The organism is Winogradskya humida (genome assembly GCF_016862215.1).
Classification (GTDB): Bacteria; Actinomycetota; Actinomycetes; order Mycobacteriales; family Micromonosporaceae; genus Actinoplanes; species Actinoplanes humidus.
In genome coordinates, this window is the sequence record NZ_BOMN01000144.1 from 28,026 (window position 1) to 46,642 (window position 18,617).

The 18,617-nt window shown below is 69.1% G+C and carries 13 protein-coding genes; all 13 read right to left on the reverse strand.

What is annotated here, in order from left to right:
- Positions 1–162: 162 nt before the first annotated feature.
- Positions 163–873 carry a hypothetical protein gene (locus Ahu01nite_RS47535; RefSeq protein ID WP_203843368.1) on the reverse strand — a complete coding sequence of 237 codons (711 nt, stop codon included), beginning with the start codon at positions 871–873 and terminating at the stop codon, positions 163–165.
- Complete coding sequence (locus Ahu01nite_RS47540; protein ID WP_203843369.1) at positions 866–1,378, reverse strand: SigE family RNA polymerase sigma factor; 513 nt, start codon at positions 1,376–1,378, stop codon at positions 866–868. Before Ahu01nite_RS47540 ends, Ahu01nite_RS47535 begins: the two co-directional genes overlap by 8 nt.
- A 43-nt stretch (positions 1,379–1,421) precedes the next feature.
- Positions 1,422–2,102 (reverse strand): hypothetical protein, encoded by a 681-nt coding sequence (locus Ahu01nite_RS47545; protein ID WP_203843370.1) that lies wholly within the window; start codon positions 2,100–2,102, stop codon positions 1,422–1,424.
- A 94-nt stretch (positions 2,103–2,196) separates the two neighbouring features.
- On the reverse strand, positions 2,197–3,051 hold the full coding sequence (locus Ahu01nite_RS47550; RefSeq protein ID WP_203843371.1) for an ABC transporter permease: 855 nt from the start codon (positions 3,049–3,051) through the stop codon (positions 2,197–2,199).
- Positions 3,048–4,070 (reverse strand): ABC transporter permease, encoded by a 1,023-nt coding sequence (locus Ahu01nite_RS47555; protein ID WP_203843372.1) that lies wholly within the window; start codon positions 4,068–4,070, stop codon positions 3,048–3,050. The genes Ahu01nite_RS47550 and Ahu01nite_RS47555 overlap by 4 nt, the downstream gene beginning before the upstream one ends.
- Entirely contained in the window at positions 4,067–5,557 is a 1,491-nt protein-coding gene (locus Ahu01nite_RS47560; protein ID WP_203843373.1) for an ABC transporter ATP-binding protein, read from the reverse strand. The genes Ahu01nite_RS47555 and Ahu01nite_RS47560 overlap by 4 nt, the downstream gene beginning before the upstream one ends.
- Before the next feature lie 2 nt (positions 5,558–5,559).
- The gene (locus Ahu01nite_RS47565) at positions 5,560–6,630 is read right to left on the reverse strand and encodes a BMP family ABC transporter substrate-binding protein (protein WP_203843374.1); all 1,071 of its coding nucleotides are present in this window, start codon (positions 6,628–6,630) and stop codon (positions 5,560–5,562) included.
- A gap of 14 nt (positions 6,631–6,644) precedes the next feature.
- On the reverse strand, positions 6,645–7,874 hold the full coding sequence (locus Ahu01nite_RS47570; RefSeq protein WP_203843375.1) for a cytochrome P450: 1,230 nt from the start codon (positions 7,872–7,874) through the stop codon (positions 6,645–6,647).
- A gap of 20 nt (positions 7,875–7,894) precedes the next feature.
- On the reverse strand, positions 7,895–8,749 hold the full coding sequence (locus Ahu01nite_RS47575; RefSeq protein ID WP_203843376.1) for an SCO6745 family protein: 855 nt from the start codon (positions 8,747–8,749) through the stop codon (positions 7,895–7,897).
- A gap of 31 nt (positions 8,750–8,780) precedes the next feature.
- A complete protein-coding gene (locus Ahu01nite_RS47580; protein WP_203843377.1) occupies positions 8,781–9,116 on the reverse strand; it encodes a DUF2750 domain-containing protein in 336 nt (111 codons plus the stop codon).
- Positions 9,113–9,616 (reverse strand): hypothetical protein, encoded by a 504-nt coding sequence (locus Ahu01nite_RS47585; protein ID WP_203843378.1) that lies wholly within the window; start codon positions 9,614–9,616, stop codon positions 9,113–9,115. Before Ahu01nite_RS47585 ends, Ahu01nite_RS47580 begins: the two co-directional genes overlap by 4 nt.
- A gap of 88 nt (positions 9,617–9,704) precedes the next feature.
- Positions 9,705–10,004 (reverse strand): hypothetical protein, encoded by a 300-nt coding sequence (locus Ahu01nite_RS47590; protein ID WP_239159727.1) that lies wholly within the window; start codon positions 10,002–10,004, stop codon positions 9,705–9,707.
- Between the two features lie 10 nt (positions 10,005–10,014).
- Positions 10,015–18,576, reverse strand: a complete 8,562-nt coding sequence (locus tag Ahu01nite_RS47595) for a DNRLRE domain-containing protein (RefSeq protein WP_203843379.1) — start codon at positions 18,574–18,576, stop codon at positions 10,015–10,017.
- Between the last annotated feature and the right edge of the window lie 41 nt (positions 18,577–18,617).

An 18,617-nucleotide genomic window follows, 5' to 3' on the forward strand; every position in this document is an offset into this window, starting at 1 on the left:
CGGAAGGGTCGGTGATGTGCACAGCTGCTCCAAGGCACCTTGTCAGAACCGGTGCGCCACCGAGGTCCGGGGCAGCTGACAGGGGAATACGGCACCCCCGGTGAACACACCGTATCCCAAGTGCCGAGATCGGCCACTTCACAGCCGATCGGGTGACGTTCCTCAACCGGTGAAGCGGATGGTCTGCATGCCGGTCCTGCCACCATCGGCGACCAGGCTCCCCTCGACCTCCAGGATGCCGTACCGGCCCTCGAGCTCGAACTGGCCCGAGTCCCCGGCCGGCACCACCCGCCAGGTCTGCGCCTCGGCGCCGTCCTGACAGGCCTGCAGGGTCAGCGTCACCTCCGGGGTGTCCGCCACGCACATCCCCGGCCGTGCCGGTGGCACGATCACCACCCGGTTCGTGCCCGAGACCGGTGCCGGGCTCAGCATCATCTCCGTGGACGGGTCCTTCACCGAGCCGGTGAAGTCGACGACGTCGCCCGCGCCGATCTGCATCCACCGGTCCACGGCGTCGTCGGCCACGTCGATCAGCACACCGACGTTCAGGTCGACGCCGAGGTTCCGGAGCTGCTTGACGTTCGACGTCACCGTGCTGGTCCGGGTCTTGGAGGTGACGGGGGCCGGCGAGGACGGCGACGGCGATGGCGATGCCGGGGCGACCGGGTGGTCGGGTTGCTCGGGACCGCGATTCACCAGCACTCCGAGGCCGCCCGCCGCGATCAGGACGGCGACGAATGCGGCACCGGCTGCCCGGTTGCGGCGCCTGCGGGCCGCACGATGGCGGATCTCCCGGGCGGGTGCGGGGGCCGTGGTGTGCTGGAGGTGGTCGGCGTACGCCTCGAGGCCCTGCTGGATCCGATCGTCAGACATCGCGGCGCTCCTGACCCGTCTCGAACATCTCGCTGTCGGTCAGATGGGCGGCCAGGGCACGGCGTCCCCGGGCCAGCCAGGTGGTGACGGTACCCGCCGGGATGCCGGTCTCCCGGTGGATCTCGGCCACGCTGAGCCCTGCCAGATGATGCAGGACGATCACCCGGCGCTGATCCGCCGGGATGCGCCGCAGGGCCGCGACGATGGCGACGTGATCCGGGCTCAGTCCCTCGACGTGCCGGTCGGCATTGTCGCTGCGATGGGCGTGCAACCGGTTGACGGCCTTGCGCCAGGCGCTCACCGCGTGGCGGTAGGCGACCTGGCGTACCCAGGCCTCGGGATTGTCGAACCGGCTGATCTTGTGCCATCGGTTCCAGGCACGCAGGTACGCCTCGGCCACGGAATCCTCCGCGTCGGCCCTGCTGCCCACCATCATCGTGACGTGCGCGAGCACACGCCGCGACGAGGTCGCGTAGAACGCGTCGAAGTCCTCGGAATCACGCATGGACAGGGGAACTCCTGGTGGTCTCGGCCTTCGCCGGGTGGTGTCAGCTCGAGAACGGGATGGTCTGCAGGCCCGTGCGACCGGACCCGCCCGTGGTGATCCGCCCGTTGTCGACCGTAACGATGCCGTAGGCGCCCTTGAGCTCGAACTGGCCGGAATCCCCGCCCGGGACGACGGTCCAGATCTGCGCGGCACGGCCCGCCTGGCACGTCTCCAGCGCCAGCGCGGCGCCCTTGGTGTCGGCGACGCAGCTGCCCTTGCCGAGGTCCTCGTTCCAGAACGGCGGCTTGATCAGTACGCGGTTCTTCGCGCTCACCGGTGCCGCCTTGAGCGCCATCATCGTCGAGTCGGTCCTGCCCGTCCCGGTGAAGTCCACGCCGTTCCTGCCGACCTGCAGGTAACGGTCCTCGCCGTCGTCCGCGACGTCGATGAGCACCCCCTTGTTGATGTCGATGCCGAGCCGCTCGAGCTGACTGAGGTCCGACGTGCCCGCCTTGGTCGCGGTCCTGGTCGCCGCCTTGGTCGCCGTTGCGGTCGCCGTTGCGGTCGCCGCGGCGGGCGAGGTCGACGCGGTCGAGCCGGCGGGCGAGGCGGCCGCAGGCGAGGCTGCGGGCGAGGCTGCGGGCGAGGCTGCGGGCGAGGCCGTTGTCGGGGTGGCTTCGGCGCAGGCCGAGAGGGCGGCGGCTCCGGCGAGGGCGGCGACTCCGGCGATGATCTTGCGCATGGTGGCTCCTTGGGGGTCGGTCGATACGCCCCGGACACGCCTGCGCGGCACTCCTGATTTCACCGCCAAGGTAACGAAAAGATCACGGCCAGCGTCAGGCGCCACCGCGGGGAAAGGGCCGGCCAAGAGCCTGGGGCTGGTTGTGGCGGCTGGCGAACAGCAGCATCGCGAGCAGGGCCAGCAGGTACGGCGCGGAGATCAGGAGTTGCGAGTTCAGGGTGACACCCAGCGCGGGCAACGCCAGCCGGAGCGCGTCGGCGAGGCCGAACAGCGCGCAGCCCACGAGCGTCCGGGCCAGCCGCCAGCCACCGAAGATGACCGCGGCGATGACGAGGTAGCCCCGGCCGGCGGTCATGTTCTGGTTGAACGAGCCGACCTCCCCCACCGCGAGATAGGCGCCGCCGAGCCCGGACAGCGCCCCGCACCACAGCAGAGCCTGCCTGCGCCGGAGGTTGACCCGGATGCCGGTCATGGCGGCGGCCTGGGGGTTCTCGCCGGCCGCGCGCAGTTCCAGCCCCCAGCGGCTGCGGCCGACCAGCCACCACGTCAGCGGGACGATGGCGAGCAGCGAATACAGCGGCCACCGTTCGGGCGGGCGGCTCAGAGGCGCCGCGGTCGCTATCAGGTAACTGGTCAGGCCGAGGACGAGCGCGTTGAGCACCAGGCCCACCACGAACGTGTTCACCGCGAGGCCGTGGGCGAGCACGCCGTGGACCAGGCCGATGAGCGCGCCGATCAGGACGCCCGCCAGCAGCCCGGCGATGCCGCTACCGGTGAGGCCGGCGACGGCGACCGCCCCGAACGCCGCGCCCAGCATCATGGCCTCGACGGAGATGTTCAGCGTGCCGGCGCGTTCGGCGAGGTATTCCCCGCAGGCCGCGAACGCGAGCGGCGCAGCCAGCCGCACGCCGCTGGACAGAACGGTCTCGATGTCACCGGCAAGGCTCATGCGGAGGACCACCGTTTGAGCGCCGGCGGGGCGACGAACGCGAGGACCAGCAGGGCTTTGACCACATCGACGAGGTACGACGGGACGCCGGTCGCCGCCAGAAAGCTCCCGCCCGAGCGCAGCACCGCGAACAGCCCCGCGACCGGGATCGCGAGCAGCGGCCGGTTCCGGGCGACCAACGCGACCAGCAGACCGTCCCACCCGATGCCGAGGGAGGTGCCCGGCTGGAGACGGTTCGTACTCAGTGGACTCGCCAGCACCACGGCCCCGGCGAGTCCGGCGAGCGCCCCGGAGATGGCCAGCGCTACGCCGCCGAGCGCTCCCACCCGTACCCCGGAATGCTGTGCTGCTCGGGGGTTGAGACCTAGCAGGGTGATCCGGAAACCCCAGCGGGTGCGGGCCAGGACCACCGCGACCAGGATCGCCAGCACCGCGCCGGTCAGCAGGCCCGCGTTGACCCGGAGGCCCGGGTAGTGGCCGATCGAGCCCAGCAGGGCGTCCGCGGGCAGTTTGTTCGTCTGCGGCAGCACGGTCGCCCGGCCCAGCCGCGACTCCTGCAACAGCCACGGGGTGTTCACCGCGAACGCGACGACCTGCTGCGCGAGGAACGTCATCAGCAGCGTGCTGACCACGATGTCGACGCCGCGCAGCCGGTGCATGAGCGAGCTGAGCCACGCCCAGAGACCGGCGGCGAACGCGGACGCCAGCAGGATGACCACGACCAGCGCGGGACCCGGGACGGCGAGGCGCAGTCCCACGGCGGCACCGGCGAGCGCACCGACGAGCACCTGACCCTCCTGGCCGATGTTGAACACGCCGGCACGGGCGCTCACGCAGGCGCCGACCGCGATGAGCAGCAGCGGGGCGGCGTACAGCAGGGTGAGGCTGAGGGCTGTGGCGTCGCCGAGGCTGCCCCGGACAAGTGCCTGCAGGGCCGCCGGCGGGGAGCCGCCGGTGACGGTGATGAGCAGGGACGACAGGGCGAGGGCCACGACCAGGGCGGCTACGGTACGGATCACCGCGCCACGCCGCCGACGAGCAGCCCGAGCCGTTCCGCGGTGGCGTCCGCCGTGCGCATCTCCCCCGCGATGCGGCCGGAGGCGATGACCGCGATCCGGTCGGTGAGCCCGAGAACCTCCTCGATCTCCGTGGAGATGAGCAGCACCGCCACCCCGTCACGCGCGCATGACCGCAGGCGGGAGTAGAGATCCTCGGCGGCGCCGACGTCGAGACCGTGCGACGGCTGCGCGACGACCAGGACCTTCGGGTGTGCGGAGAGTTCGCGGGCCAGGACGACGCGCTGCTGGTTGCCGCCGGAGAGCGTACGCAGCGGTGCGTCCAGCGAGGCCGCGACGATGCCGAACTCCTCGGCGAGCCCCTGGGCGGTGCGGCGCAGGCGGCGCCGGTTGAGCACCGGGTCCTTCATGACCAGGTTCGCGGCGACGCTCAGGTCGAGCACCACCCCGGCCCGGTGCCGGTCCTCCGGCACGATGCCGAGTCCGGCCCGGTGCAACGCTCCAGGCCGCTTCAAGGCGACGGGTACGCCGCTCAGCTCGACAATCCCCGCATCCGGCACGATCAACCCGCTGAGCACGTCACCGAGCACCGTCTGCCCGTTGCCCTCGGCGCCGTACAACCCGGTTATCTCCCCGGGCCGCACGTCGAGGTCGACGCCGTTCAGAAATGGCCGTACCACGAGCCCCCGCAGCCGCATCGCCGGTGTCTGGTCTACTTCGGATTCCGCTTCGGGGGTGGCGGGGAGTAACCCCAGCGCCGCCGCCTCGGCGCCCAGCGAGACGTCCCGGCCGACCATCTGCCGGGCGAGCTCCGCGACGTCCGTGTCCCGGGTCGCGCTGCGGAAGACCACGCGGCCCCGGCGCAGCACCGTCACCCGGTCGGTTGCCGCGGCGATCTCCGCGAGCTTGTGGCTGATCAGTACGACGGCCCGCCGCTCCGAGCGCACCATGCGGCGCAGCACGGCGAACAGCTCGGCCGACTCGGCGCGGGTCAGCACCGACGTCGGCTCGTCGAGGATGAGCACACCCGGGTCGCGGCGCAGGCACTTGATGAGCTCGACCCGTTGCCGTTCACCGGCCGACAGCGTGCCGACGATGGCCAGCGGGTCTATCGGGAGCCCGTACCGTTGCGCGACCGCGTGAATCTCGGCCTGGGCGGCCGCCCGCCGGATGCGGCCGGTGTCGCCGAGGATGACGTTCTCCCACACGGGCAGCGGGTCGATCAGGCTGAAATGCTGGTGCACCATGCCCAGCCCGAGCGCCGCCGCGTCCTGCGGGCCGGCGATGCGCACCGGCTCGCCGTCGCGCAGGACGGTGCCGGCGTCGCGGGTCTCCAGGCCGAAAAGGATGCGCATCAGGGTGGACTTGCCCGCGCCGTTCTCCCCCAGCAACCCGTGGATCTCACCCGGATCGATGTCGAGATCCACGCCGTCGCAGGCGACGACGGTGCCGTAGCGCTTGGAGACGGCCCTCAGCGTCAGGGCGCTCATGCTCAGGCGCCGAGCTTCTTGACTTCCGCCGCCGGATCGATCTTCTTGGCGCCGATGCCGGCGATGAACGCCGCCAGCTTCGCGTTCTGCTCGGCCGTGCCGTGGCACAGCTTCACCGTCGGGTACGGGTCGACGCCCAGCTGCCACGTCCGGGTCACACCCATCCGCAGCTGCCCGGCGGCGAACTGGGTCAGGGCGGCCTCGAAGTAGTCACCCGGATCGAACAGCACGGACACGTCGAACGTGGGGCCGGTCGACGCGCACCGATCGGTGCCGGGCGTGAGCGTGATGAGCTTTTTCGAGTTGGCCAGCGCCGTCGCCGCGTCGGTGGCACCTCCGAGGTACGGGTAGAGCACGCCGACCCCCTGGCTCATCTGCGCCTGCGTGGCTTCCCGTGCCTTACCGGAATCGTTGAAGTCCCCGGCGTACGTGGTAACCAGCGTCGCGTCCGGGATGAGCTCGCGCATGCCCGCCTTGAACGCGGTCGACGCCACCACGGTGAAGTCGGCCTCCGGCCCGGTGACGAAGCCCGCCCTGGTGACACCACGCTCCTGCATCAGCAACCCGGCCGCATACCCGGCGACGAGCATCGACTGGTTCGGGTCGTCCGTCGACAGCATGACCTCCGGCGTCTGCGGGATGTTCGCCGACGAGGGGACGTACCAGGCCGTCTTCGTGCAGACCGGCTCCGTCGAGGCCGGGATGGCGTCCTTGAGCTCGGTCGCACCGATCGCCACCAGATCGACCTTCTGCTGGCACAGTGCCCGCGCGGCGTTCAGCGCGTCGGCGATCGGCACGCTGCCCCGTTTGATCACCGTCCAGCCCTTGCTCCGCGCGAACGCCTCGGCCTTGACCACGAAGCTCTCGTAGTAGCCGTTGTCGTTGATGTCGCCGGGGCTGAGCACCCCGACGACCACCTTGCCGTCACCGTTCACATCGGGCTCACCGGCCGGCACGGTCCCCGCCCCGGCCGGCGCCGACGCCCCGGAGACCTCCGGGGTCGCGGTGGCATCGTTGCTCACGCACGCGGCGAGCAGGACGGTCGCCATGATCGGTACCAGTGCTCTTCTCATCCCAGGCTCCCCGGTCACCAGCGGAATTCGAGTGCGAGCGGGCCGCGTACATTGATGGATTTCCGGAGTGGAATGTGCTGGCCGGGCGTGGCATGCAGGCCGGGCAGGCGTTCCGTCAGGATCTGGAGCGCGATGCGACCCTGCGCGCGAGCGGGCCCGGCACCGACACACGTGTGGAGACCCGCACCGAACGAGAAGTGGCGCGACGGCTTGCGGGTCACGTCGAACCGGCCGGCGTCGGGGTAACGGTCCTCGTCCCGGTTGGCCGACGAGAACACCACCAGCACATCGGCACCCTGCGGAATCTCGGCACCGCCCAGCTCGACCGCCCGGGTGGTCCGGCGGAACATCGTCGGGATCGGCGTCTCGAACCGCAGCACCTCCTCGACGGCGTTGGGGATCAGCTCCGGCTCTCGGCACAGCAACTCCCACTGCTCCGGATGCGCCACCAGCAAACGCAGCGCGCTGCCGATCAGGTCGGCGGTGGTGATGTGGCTGGCCCCGAACGTGCTGCTGAGCGTGGTGACCAGCTCGGCCTCCCGGTCGTCGTCCAGCGGCCCGTCCACCGGCGCCAGCGCGGCGACGACATCGCTGATCAGGTCGCCTTCCGGGGCGTCACGGCGGCGGCGCACGTACCCGGCGACGAGGTTCTTGAAGATGACCACCCGCTTGGCGGCCTCCACCTCGTCCTCCTCGGTGAGATCGACGTCGCCGAGCGAGAACGAAGCCTCACTGCCGCCCTTGACGGTCGCCACGTCGTCCGGCGCGAACCCGAACAACGCCGCGGCTGTCTCCGCCGGCAATGGTGCCGCGAACCGGGTGACCAGGTCGGCGCCACCATCGCCGATGAACGAGTCCACCAGCGCCCCGGCCCGCCTCCGGATCTCCGGCTCCATGCCCTTGACCCGGCCACTCGCGGTCAGATGCCTGGTGTACGGCTGCCGCAGCCGCCGATGCACCTCCCCGTCGGACGTCACGTGGTCCGGCACCATCGGGAAGCCGCCGGCCAGCACCGTCAGCGTCGCCGGATACAGCTGCCGGATCGCCCGCAGACTGTTGACCGACGAGAACCCCTCCGGGTCCTTCAGAATCGCCTCGACGTCCCGGAACCGCGTGACCACCCAGGCGTCCAGCCGCGGCGAATAGAAGACCGGCTCGTCACGGCGAGCCTGAACGTAGAACGGGTAGGGATCGTCGGAGTGCGCTCCGAGCGGGTCATAGCTCGTGGCGAGTTCACTGACCATCCATCGACAATGGACTATCGTCAAGCAGGAGGCAACGGCCGCAGCGGTATCGGATTGTCCTTCGGCAACACCGCCCACGTCCGCTCCGCCAACGGTCCCAGCAGCTGGACACACCGCCGCGTGGCGTCCTCCCCGAGCCGCTCCCACGGCCCGGCGGCCAGCCGGTCGGTGAGCGCTTCAACCTGCGCGTACGCCGCCCGCGCCGCAGCGGTGACCGTGCCGTCCTCTGCTATCCAGCCCCGGTCCGCCAGCCGTCGCACCGCGGCTCCCCACTGCTCATCGGTCCAGCCGCGGGCCTGCTGCATGCTGGCAGGCAGCTCCCCGCCGTCCAGCACAGCCCGCCACACCACCGACTCGCAGCCGTCCACCCCGGTGGTGAGCAGCGCCGCCACATGCCCGTCACCCCGGTGCTCCCGCAGCACGGTCGCCGCCTGCCACAACCGGCCGAGCGCATCGTCGGGCCGGGGCAGATCGGCGTTGGCGGCGCCCAGCACCCGCCCGGGCAGCTCCACCTCGCCGGCCGCGGCCTCGAGCAATTCGGCGGCCTCGGCCACCTCCGTGCCCTTCAGAAGATCGTCGAGCGCAGCGCGGGCACCCTCGAGCCGGGCGACCAGAACCGCTTCCGGGCTGGCCCTGCTCCACACATCCGGCAACGCCCGCGCGACCATCGCCGGCGCAAACCCGAAGAACGCCGCCGTCACCGGCCCGGCCCCCACCGCCCCGAGCGGCGCCGCCCGGCCCGCGAAATACCCCCGCCAGAACCCCTTGAGCCCAGCATCCACAAGCGCTGCCCGAGCCGCCGGAGCAAAATACGTAACAGCATGAAGCGGCTCGAACAACGACCACACCCGCCGCGGCACCTCCATTGGCGTCATACCAGCACCCAACGCGACCCGGACCCCCTGGTCAAGCCCCCTCGGCGTGGCTCAGTCGATTGATCACCTCATCGACGGTGAAATCCCACCCCGTCAACCGCTGCCCACTCCAATTGATCCCGACCCGGAAGTCATCCTTGGCCAGATCGGGCAAGGCCGCATCCCGCCAATGCTCCAACGGCATCGAACCCACCCGGAACTCCGGCCCCCACAACGCAGCGGCGCGCTGCGCCCGAGCCCGCGACGACCAGTAGGGAAAGACCCGCCGGGGCGTCGGGCTGCCACTGTCATCCCTGACCCACCACACGGTCCGGTGCTGCACGATCTCCCGGAAGAACGCCGCCGCCTGAGCCCCACTGACACTCACCCGGCCACGGCCGACGTCGCCGTTTCGAAGATGATCGGACCGCTGACGGCCGCTGTCCCGCCGAGGGTCCGGCACCGGGCCAGGTCCCGCTCATCGAACAGGACAACCAGCGAGTCCGGGTGATACCAGACGGCGCCGTCCGAACCGATCTCCCCGAGCGCGATCACCACCCGTCGGCCCTCGGAAAACCCGAGCCGGATCCCCCACAGGCTTTCTGGAACACCGGTCTCGCTCACCTGCCAACCGAAGTCCACGGCCTCCACGACCCGGCCGATCGCCGCCGCCCACGCCGTCGACATCGCCGGAACGAGCACAGTGTCGTCGCCCTCGTAGTACGGCTCCGCGGTCGAGACCGACAGACCCTCGACCCGGTCATCGCGGTCCCAGGTGACGGCGATGACCCCGTTGCCGAAGCGCATGAACAACTCGAAGTCGACCTGATGAATGTCGCCGTCCTGGGGATCGGCATAACCCGCAAAGGCGCTCTGGCCATACGCCACGTCTTCCAAGCATCCTCCGACCAGCGCGGATCGCAGCTCAGCGATCCGCGCCCGGTCGGTGCGCAGAACAGGACCGGTCAATGGCAACCTAGTCTCCGATGAACCAGAGATAGAGGTGCGATCCCTGCTCGACCTGCCTGCAGAGCACTTCAATTTCGGAAGCGGTTTCCTCGCCCACCATGTCACGCACGGATTGGTCTGCCACCTCCAGGAGAAGCCTTCCCACCTGTCGTTCGTTGAAGGCTGTGTCCGCATAGGGCAGCAGACCGCCGAGGCACGGAAACCTTGCCTGATCGATCTGCGCCAGCGCATCTGACCAGGGGATCCCTCGCGATGATCCGTGCGTCACGATCTCACCCAGCTCACTGCGCACCTGCAGACCGATCATCAGGAACTCCTCAGTTCGGGTGGACACTTTCCACGTTGCCATTGTTGACCCACACCGCCACTGAATGGAGGTCGTTGCCGTCAGCGTCATAACCGATCGGGTGCCGGCTCTTGATGTCCAAAACGTGCCGATGAGCAGCACCGGTACCGAGGTTCATGTTATCCATCGGCTTCTTCATCGCCAGCTTTGCCCAGTTACGGATGTGACCCGGCGTGACCCAGTCCTCGAATTTTGACCGGTCGGACCACTTCCAGGCATCCGGGTGATTCGCGTCGTGGCGGGGAAGGATGTGCTGGTTCATCTGCTTGTTGGAGATGTTGCCGGCTCCGCAGTTGTGGACGAGGACCGGAGTGTTGCCGGCCAGGACGTAGTACGTGTGGATGTCCTGGACCGTGAGGTTGTGGACCGTGGTGTGCTTGCTCCAGTGCCGCGTGGCGCGGATCGTGAGTTGTCTGCCGTCCGTGGTGGTGACGTGGTCCCCAGGCCGGAGCTTCGCAGCGTCGACCCACTCGGACTTGTCGGCATTCCAGAACGGGTGCGCAGCGGTCGCTGTGACGCGGGCTCTGCCGTGCTCCGTGGCGATTGTCAGGGTGACCAAGTCGCGGTCGCCGGTTCCGGTGATCGTGCGGGTGACCGGCTCACTCTCGGTGTCGGCCTCTTCGGGGGCGCCGGCCAGGACCTTGTCGCCGACGTCGATGTCTTCGATGGGTTTGGTGCTGCCGTCGGCCATCAGGACGAGCGTTCCGGCCGCGAAGCTGTTGCTGACGCAGTCGGCGCCGGTGCGGGAGGTCAGCCCCTTGCCCACCTTGTTACCGACGAAGGCCTCTACGCCCAGGGCGGTCAGGTTGCCGGCGCACGTGGCTCCGGAAGTGCCCTGGCCACAGCCGGCGGCGTCCTGGACCTGGCCGCAGGCGCCCTTGCTGCCGCCGTAGCCGCAGTCTTCCATCTTGTCGAACAGCTCACCCGCCTGCTTGGCCTTGTTCTCCAGGCTCTTGCAGGCGCCCTCGCTGTCACCGGAGGAGCAGTCGTCGAGCTCGGCGTATGTGTTGAGGCTTTCCTTGACGCTGCCCTTGACGTGGTCGACGAACGCCGAGCCGAACTCCTTGGCCGGCTTCTTGGCGTCGCTGACCGCGTTCTTGATGCCGTCGCCCACAGCGTCGATGCCGTCGCCGATGGCGTCGGCGGCGTCCGAGAGGAAGTTGTGGCCGTCGAGTTCGACGTTGGAGATGGGGTTGCCGCCGGCGAAGGCGTAGCGGTTGCCGGTGTAGGGGTCGGCGGCCAGGCCGAGGTCGGCGAGGGCGCCGTTGTAGTTGTCGCGGGAGAGGAACTGGTTGATGCCGGGGTCGTAGTCGCGGAAACCCATGTCGTAGTCGCCGCTGGCCTGGTCGTAGCGCTTGCTCTGGAAACGGTACGAGTTGTACGGCACCTTGTCGGGGTTCTCGGGGTTGCTCGCGTCGGGCTTATCGGCACCGGTGAACTGGCTCGCGTCGTTCTTGCCGTAGGCGGTGTAGCCGTACGTGGCCCGCCCGTCGCCCTTGTCGTCGGTGATCTGCTCGATGTCCGACTGGCCGTCGTAACCGGTGTAGGAGTCTTCCTTGGTGTCGTCGGCGTTCGTCTTGATCTGCGAGAGCAGACCGCCGCCGGGGCCGCGCTGGTACGACTTGACGACCTTGGTGCCCTCCAGCTCCGCGGACACGTCCTTGGTGAGGCCGAGGTACGCGTACGTGGTGGTCTTGCCGCCGTAGGTTCGGGTGGACATCCGGTCGAGCGGGTCGTACTTGTAGTCGGTGGTCTTGTCGCCCGGGTTCTTGACGTTCTTGACCACGTGGTCGAAGCCGTCGTACGTGTAGCTCTCCAGCGTGGTGCCGGCCGATGTGATGGTCTTGAGCCGGCCGTACGGGTCATAGGCGTAGCTCGCCGTGGCGCTGCCCACCGCCGCGGATTCGAGCCGGTTCTTCTTGTACGTGTACGCGGTGGTCGTGCCGCCGACCGTCTGGCTGATGACGTTGGAGTTCGCGTCGTGCACGTAGCTCTCGGTCGACGCGCCGCTGCCGGTCTTGGTGACCGTGCGGACCCGGTCCTGCGGGTCGTACGCGTACGTGCTGGTCGTGTCCAGGTACGCCGTCTTGTTGTCGGCGTTCTGCTTGTGCTGGACGTCCTTGGACTTCTGCCCGTTCGCGGCGTACTCGTAGGTGTGCTGGTTGACCACCGTGCCGTCGGACTTCTTCTCCACCGTGCTGCGGCTGGCGCCGTTGAGGAAGTAGTCGCTGGTGACGACGTTGTTGTTGCCCTTGGTCTCGGTGTCGACCTCACCGCGTTTCGTGTACGCGTACTTCGTGTACTTCGGCTTCGGGTCGTCGAGCGTCTCCGCGTTCTTGATCTCGGTGACCAGGTCGCGCTGCGGCTCGTAGGTGTACGACGAGACCTGCAGGTCGTGGGTGCGCCGTTTGAGCAGGTCGTTGGGCTCGTACTCGAAGGTGGTGGTGTTCTTGACCGTGGAGCCGTTCTTCTCCTCGAGACCGGCGACCCGGTTGACGCCGTCGTAACCCACGGCGTACGTGCCGATGGCCGCGCCCGAGGTGTTGTCGAGCATCTGGGTCAGGTTGCCGTTGACGTCGTAACTGAAGGCGAAGTCCTTGGCGGGGGTTCCGGAGCCGGCGCCGTTGTCGTTCGTCGACTTTCGCTTGCCGTCGGGGAAGTACGTCCACGTCATCTGCCGGGTCGTCGCCCCGGTCGTGCTGATCGCCCTGGACGTCTGCGAGCCGTTGTCGTCGTAGTCGTACGTCGTCGTGATGTTCCACGGCGCGTCCTGCGAGGTCTTGACCCAGCCGTTGTCGAAGTACGTCTGCACGGTGTCGTTGCGCACCGTCTCGTTCTCCGACGGCGGGGCGGAGACCCGCTCCAACTGTCCGACCTTGTTGTACGTGTACTTCGTGACCGCCGGCGTCTTGAACCTGGTGTCGGCCTTGTCGTACGGCTGCTGAACCTCGCTCGCCCGGTTGAGCTTGTCGTAGAGCGTGACGGTGGTGAAGTCCTCGGTATCCCCGGTGGTGTCCACGCCACGCGGGCTCTCGGCGCGGTTCTGGTTGCCGGCCTCGTCGTAGCCGTAGCGGGTGGTCCGGTAGACGCCGGCTGAGTACGGCACGCGCTTCTCGACGACGGCGTTGCGCTCGTCGTACTTCGTGTACGAGCGGTTGCCGTCCTGGTCGTACGACTCGGTGGGGTTGCCGTCCTTGTCGTACTCCTGGCCGGTGGTGTTCCCCTTGGCGTCGATGGTGGTCTTGAGCCGGTGGTTCAGGTCGTAGGTGAACTTCGTCGTGTAGTCCGTGGTGTCCGCGGTGGCGTTCTTGCGCTGGTCGTACTGCGCGACGACGTTGCCGGCCAGGTCGTAGGTCGCACTGACCCGCCCGTTGAGGGCGTCGACGACGTCGGTGACCTGGTTCAGCTCGTTGTAGACGTAGCTGGTGACGAAGTCCTGGGTGTCGGCCGGGGTCAGGGTTCCCTTCGGCTCGGTGACCCGGCTGAGATTGCCGACCTGGTCGTACTCGTACTTCGTGGTCGGCGCGTCGGCGGTCGTCGTGTCCTTGGGCGTGGCGACCGTGCTCTGCCGGTCGAGCGCGTCGTACGTGGCGGTGGTCTTCGCCCCGGTCGGCGACGTCGTCTGCAGCACGTTGTCGTTGGCGTCGTAGCTCGGCGCCGGCGTGGTGATGTAACGCCCGGCCGTGGCGTCCTTGGGGACCTGGGTGGTCAGCGGCCGGCGGAACCCGTCGTACGTGTAGGTCGACGTCTTGGTATTGGCGTCCGTGACCGTGAGGACGTCACCGGTCGCGGAGTACGTGTACTTGGTGGGGTTCGTCAGCGCGTCGGTGATCGTCTTCGGGTAGCCCACGACGTCGTAGTCGGTGAACCCGGTGACGTTCTCGTTGGCGTCCGTCGTGGTGAGCATGCGCCCGGCGCTGTCGTAGGTGTAGCTGGTCGCGTAGTCGCCGGCGGTCGTGGTCGCCGTGCCCTTCGGGTCGGTCACCGAGGTCAGGTTGCCGACCGTGTCGTACGCGAACAGCCAGCGCCGCCCCTCCGGTGACACCTTCTCCGTGAGGTCCGCGGTGTGCCCGGCGAGCCCGAACTGGTAGCCCATCCGCGTGGACGGCGTGTTGTTCTTGTTGGCCTCCGGGTCACGCATCTCCAGCGGGTATCCGGTGGTCTGGTCGAAACGCCAGGTGGTCACCGCGCCCCCGGGCTCGTCGAGACGGGTGACGTTGTTGTCGGCGTCCCAGCCGAGCAGGGTCGTGCTCTGCTTGGCGTCGACGATCCGGGTGACCCGGCCGTAGCCGTCCATGGCGTTCTCGGTGATGCGGCCCTTGGCGTCGGTGACCGTCGACGTGACCGCTCCGCTGGCGGCACCGTCCGGGTCGGCGTACTCGAAGAACATGGGCTTGTTGAGCCGGTCGGTGACCGTGTTGACCTTGCCCTGCTGGAACGCGTCCCCGGGCTCGTTGTAGGCGACCTTGGTGCCGCTGGACGCCCGCGGGTCGGTGACCTTGGTCAGCCGTGCGTTCTGGGCACCTTCGGACTCGTCGTAGGCGAACGTGAACGTCTTGATCTTGTACGGGTCGGCCGCGTCGGCGACCTCGCGCAGCAGCCCGGTGTCGCTGTAGACGAACGACACCCGGCGGCCACTGATGTCGGTGATCGCCTTGACCTGGTCGATGATGGCCGGGTTCTGCAGGTCGGTCAGCGACTGCTTGGTGCCGTCGACGTACGCCTCATAGCTGTCCCCCGCCGCGTAGTAGTCCAGCGTCAGCGTGCGGCGGCTCGCCGGGTCGGTCAGGTAACGCAGCACGCTCGTGGTGCGGTTGTTCACGGTGCGGCGCTCGTACGTGAAGGTCAGCTTGTTGCCGTTGCGCTCGCGGACCGCGGTCTGGAAACCCTGCTCGTCGAAGACGAACTGGCTGCGGTCCGGGCGGGTCATCGTCCACGCCTGCGTGGTGTCGCCGCTGTTGGTGCGCTGCAGATACATGTGCACGCCGGACGGCTGGACGTATCGCCAGTCGGCGGTGCTGGTGCTGTCGTGCTTGTCGAGGTTGAACAGGTGCGTCGTGCCGTCGCCGTCGGTCATCGCGACCTGCTGCGGCCAGGTGGTGGTGCCGCCGCGGAACTCCAGGGGCGAGCCGAGGCGTACGACGCTGGAGGTCGACAGCGACCAGCCCAGGCCGGCGTACGAGGTGGAGGTGTCCTGGCTGTTGTAGGTGAGCCGGACGAACGTCGACACACCCTGGCTGGGATTGCTGATCGGGTTGTAGCCGACCACCGCGTTGCCCGAGAACTGGTTGACCATCACGGTCGCACCGGCACCCGCGCCGCCCCCGGCGTAGTGGTAGAACTTCTCGAGCCCGAGCTGGTCGGAGGTCGGGTCCTCCACGGCGACGCTCTGGTCGAGCGGCTCGATGGTCGTGGTCTGTGACAGCCACTGCCCTGTGGTCTTGTTGCGCAGCTCCCACTTCAGGACGTACGGCTCGCGGCGGTCACCGTCGTCGCCGGAGTCGGGCGCCTTGACGGTCGCGGTCACGGTGACCACGCCGCCCGGTGCCTGCGCCGAGGGCAGCGGCGTCTCGATCCGGTTTCCGGCGGTCGTGACATCGGTGCCGTCCTGACGCTGCCAGCGGTAGGACACCACCCAGTCGGCGGGCGACCAGACCGCGCCGGTGGTGTTGGTCAGCGTGACCGGCACCAGATACTGGTCGGCGGGGATCATCCGGCCCGGCGTGGTGGGTGCGTAGTAGGTGCTGGTGCTGTCCGGCGCGGTGTAGACGACGCGCAGCCGGGGACGCAGCGCCGGCTCCTGCGCCTCGGCGGACAGGAACAGCGACCGCTGCTCGTTGCCGGCCTCGTTGGCGACCTTGATGACCACGCCCTTGTTGGTGCTGGGCGTGTCGACCCAGCGCTGCACGAGCGGCCCGGCGTCCCACTGGGTCCAGCCCGGGTCGCCGCTGATCGACGCGGCCGTGGACTGCGCCGTCGCCTCGAAGTCACCGCCCGCGGTGGTCCACGCGGTGCCGGTCTGCGCGCTGTTCCACGTGGAGGTGGTCTCGTTGAAGTCGCGGGTCAGCCCGCGCAGCTCGAACGGCGTCGCACCGGCGTTGGCGCCCTCGGCGTACCAGCCCCAGAGGCCGACCTCGGCGTCGAGCACCTTCGCCTTGGGGGGCAGGCCGGTGATGCTGGGGAACTTCACGACGGCGCGGCTGGTGCCGTACGTGGTGCCCTTGTTGCCGATCTGCAGCTCGCCGCCGGAGTCCAGGGTGTCCCAGTTGTTCGTGGGTTTCGCGCTGGTCAGGGTGTTGTCGTCGGCGCCGCCGAAGAATTTGACGACCTGACCCGCCGCGGGCAGCTTCACCATCTCGGTGGGCGACGGGAGCAGCGAACCGTCCCGGGTGCGCGCGGCCACGGTGTAGAACAGCTGGTCACCGGGCGCCGCGTGGGTGTCGTTGTACGTGGTGCGCCCAGCCCGGACAGGAGCCACGAGGGTCGCCGCCGAGGGCCAGAAGTTCTGCTCCTTGCTGGCGTGGACCTCGTATTCGAGCAGGTCGTCGTCGGGCGAGGTGGACGGGTCCGCGTACGTCGTCCAGGACAGGTCGGCACCCGTTGCGCGGACGGTGGTCACGGGGTTGATCGTCACGCCGGGGCGGCCCCACGTGAGGATCAGCTTCGGGCCGTGGTCGTCCTCGCCACCGTACGAGAAGTCGCCGCTCTCGTAGCGCGGACCGCCCCACACCTTCGTCTCGTCCTTGGCCTTGACCATGAAGCCGTTGTTGGCCTCGCCGTCGAGCCACTTCTGCACGATCGACCGGACGCTGAACGAGTGCCACACGTTTGTCTGCTTGAGCACCTTGGTCGCCTCGGCGCGCTTGACGAACCGGACGGCGTCGGCGACGACCTCCTTGCCGGCGACGTCGCCGAGCGTGACCTTGTGCGTGGTGCCGGCCTTGAACGGGTACGTGCCGATCGACAGCCAGGTGCCGTTGCCGCTGCCCCCGGTCTGGTTGACCGGGCGCACGGCCGTCCCGCCGTCGTAGGAGACGGTGTAGGGGGCGTTGGTGGCGCGTTTACTGCCCGGCACGTAGTGGACCTGCACCTCGTACTGTCCGGACTCGGTGAGCCGGGGCACCCAGGTGACCGAGTCGCCGGTCTTGGTGTCGGAGTTGATCAGATAGGTGCCGTTGATCGCCTGGGACTTGTCCCCGCTGGCGGCGCCGCTCCACGGGCCGACCTTGACGATCTTCGCGGTGTTGACGTCATCGACCCGCTCGGTGTTGTCACCGACCTCGCCGAAGCTCGCCGCCGTGGTGTTCCAGGTGGCGGTGTTCTCCGCCCACGCGGTGGTGACCTTGCGTGCCTCGAACACCGGCTCGAAGTCGTCGGCGCCGCCGAACGTCTGGTCGTAGTACATCTGTAGCTGCGCCGAGTCGAGCTGGACCCCGGCCGGGATCTGCGACAGGTCGAACTTGGTCAGCGACCGGAACGTGGCGGCGGTGTTGACGCCGGCCGACAGCCGCCACACGTTGTCGTAGTTGGTGGTGGGCGTGTCGGAGGCGAGCATGACGTCCTGCGCCTTGCCGATCGTGGGCTGCAGCTTGATCGTCGGGTCGATCACCACCGGGTAGGTGCGCCCGGGGCTGTTCAGCCACGCGGCATCCGCGGTGATCGTCACGAGCGTCCGGCCGCCGGCCTGGGTGACCCGCTGAGTGACCGCCTGGCTCAGCGCGGTGCCGGTCGGCGACTGCGGGTCCGGCCTGCTGTCATACATGTACGGCTTGGGCATCGTGAACAGCGCCGGGCCGACCGCGTCGGTGGCGTAGAAGGCCACCGAGCCGTCCGCCTGCGGCACCGCCCGGACCTTGTCGAGGTCGAGCGTGAACGTCCAGCTCGCCGCGCCGGCCGGGGGCGCCTTCAGGACGATCTTCTCCTTGGTGGCCGTGCGGGTCAGCTCGTACTCGAGATCGGCCGCGCCCGCGACGCCCGCGTAGGTGACCGATTCGCCGTCGGCGGTGGGCTTCGCCGCGCGGGCGGTGCCGTCGAGGCCCATCGTCAGGCCGTGCCCGCCGGGCAGCGTGTACTTCAGCAGCCGGTCGGTGCGGTCGCCGAAGCTGCTGCCGAAGGTGTTCTTCGTCGCGGCGAAGCGATAGCCGGCCGCCGTGGTGGCGGCCGGCCTGGTGTCGATGTCCTGCCAGTGGCCCTTGCCGTCGCGGTAGTGCACCGGCTCGCGGCTGGTCTCGGTCTGCAGGCGCCCGTCGGCCAGCTGATAGGTCTTGGTGGTCGCGGTGCGCCGCCCGGTCAGCTCCTTGGTGCGGCGTGCGGCCGGGATCGCTTTCGCGGGCACCGGGCGGTCGGCGGACGGCAGCACCCCGGCCGGTGGCGGCTGTGTCGCTGCCAGCTCGCGGCCCTGGACGGCCGGTGGCCGCAGGACGGTGCCCGGCGGCGGCTGTGGACTGGGCTCGCGGGCGGGTTGCGCCGCCGCGGGACTCCCGGACATGACGAGTACGACGGCGGCAGCCGCCGTGATCAGCCGTGAACGCAAAACCGCTCCCCCATGGCTCGGCCTGATCTGGCGCATCGAGA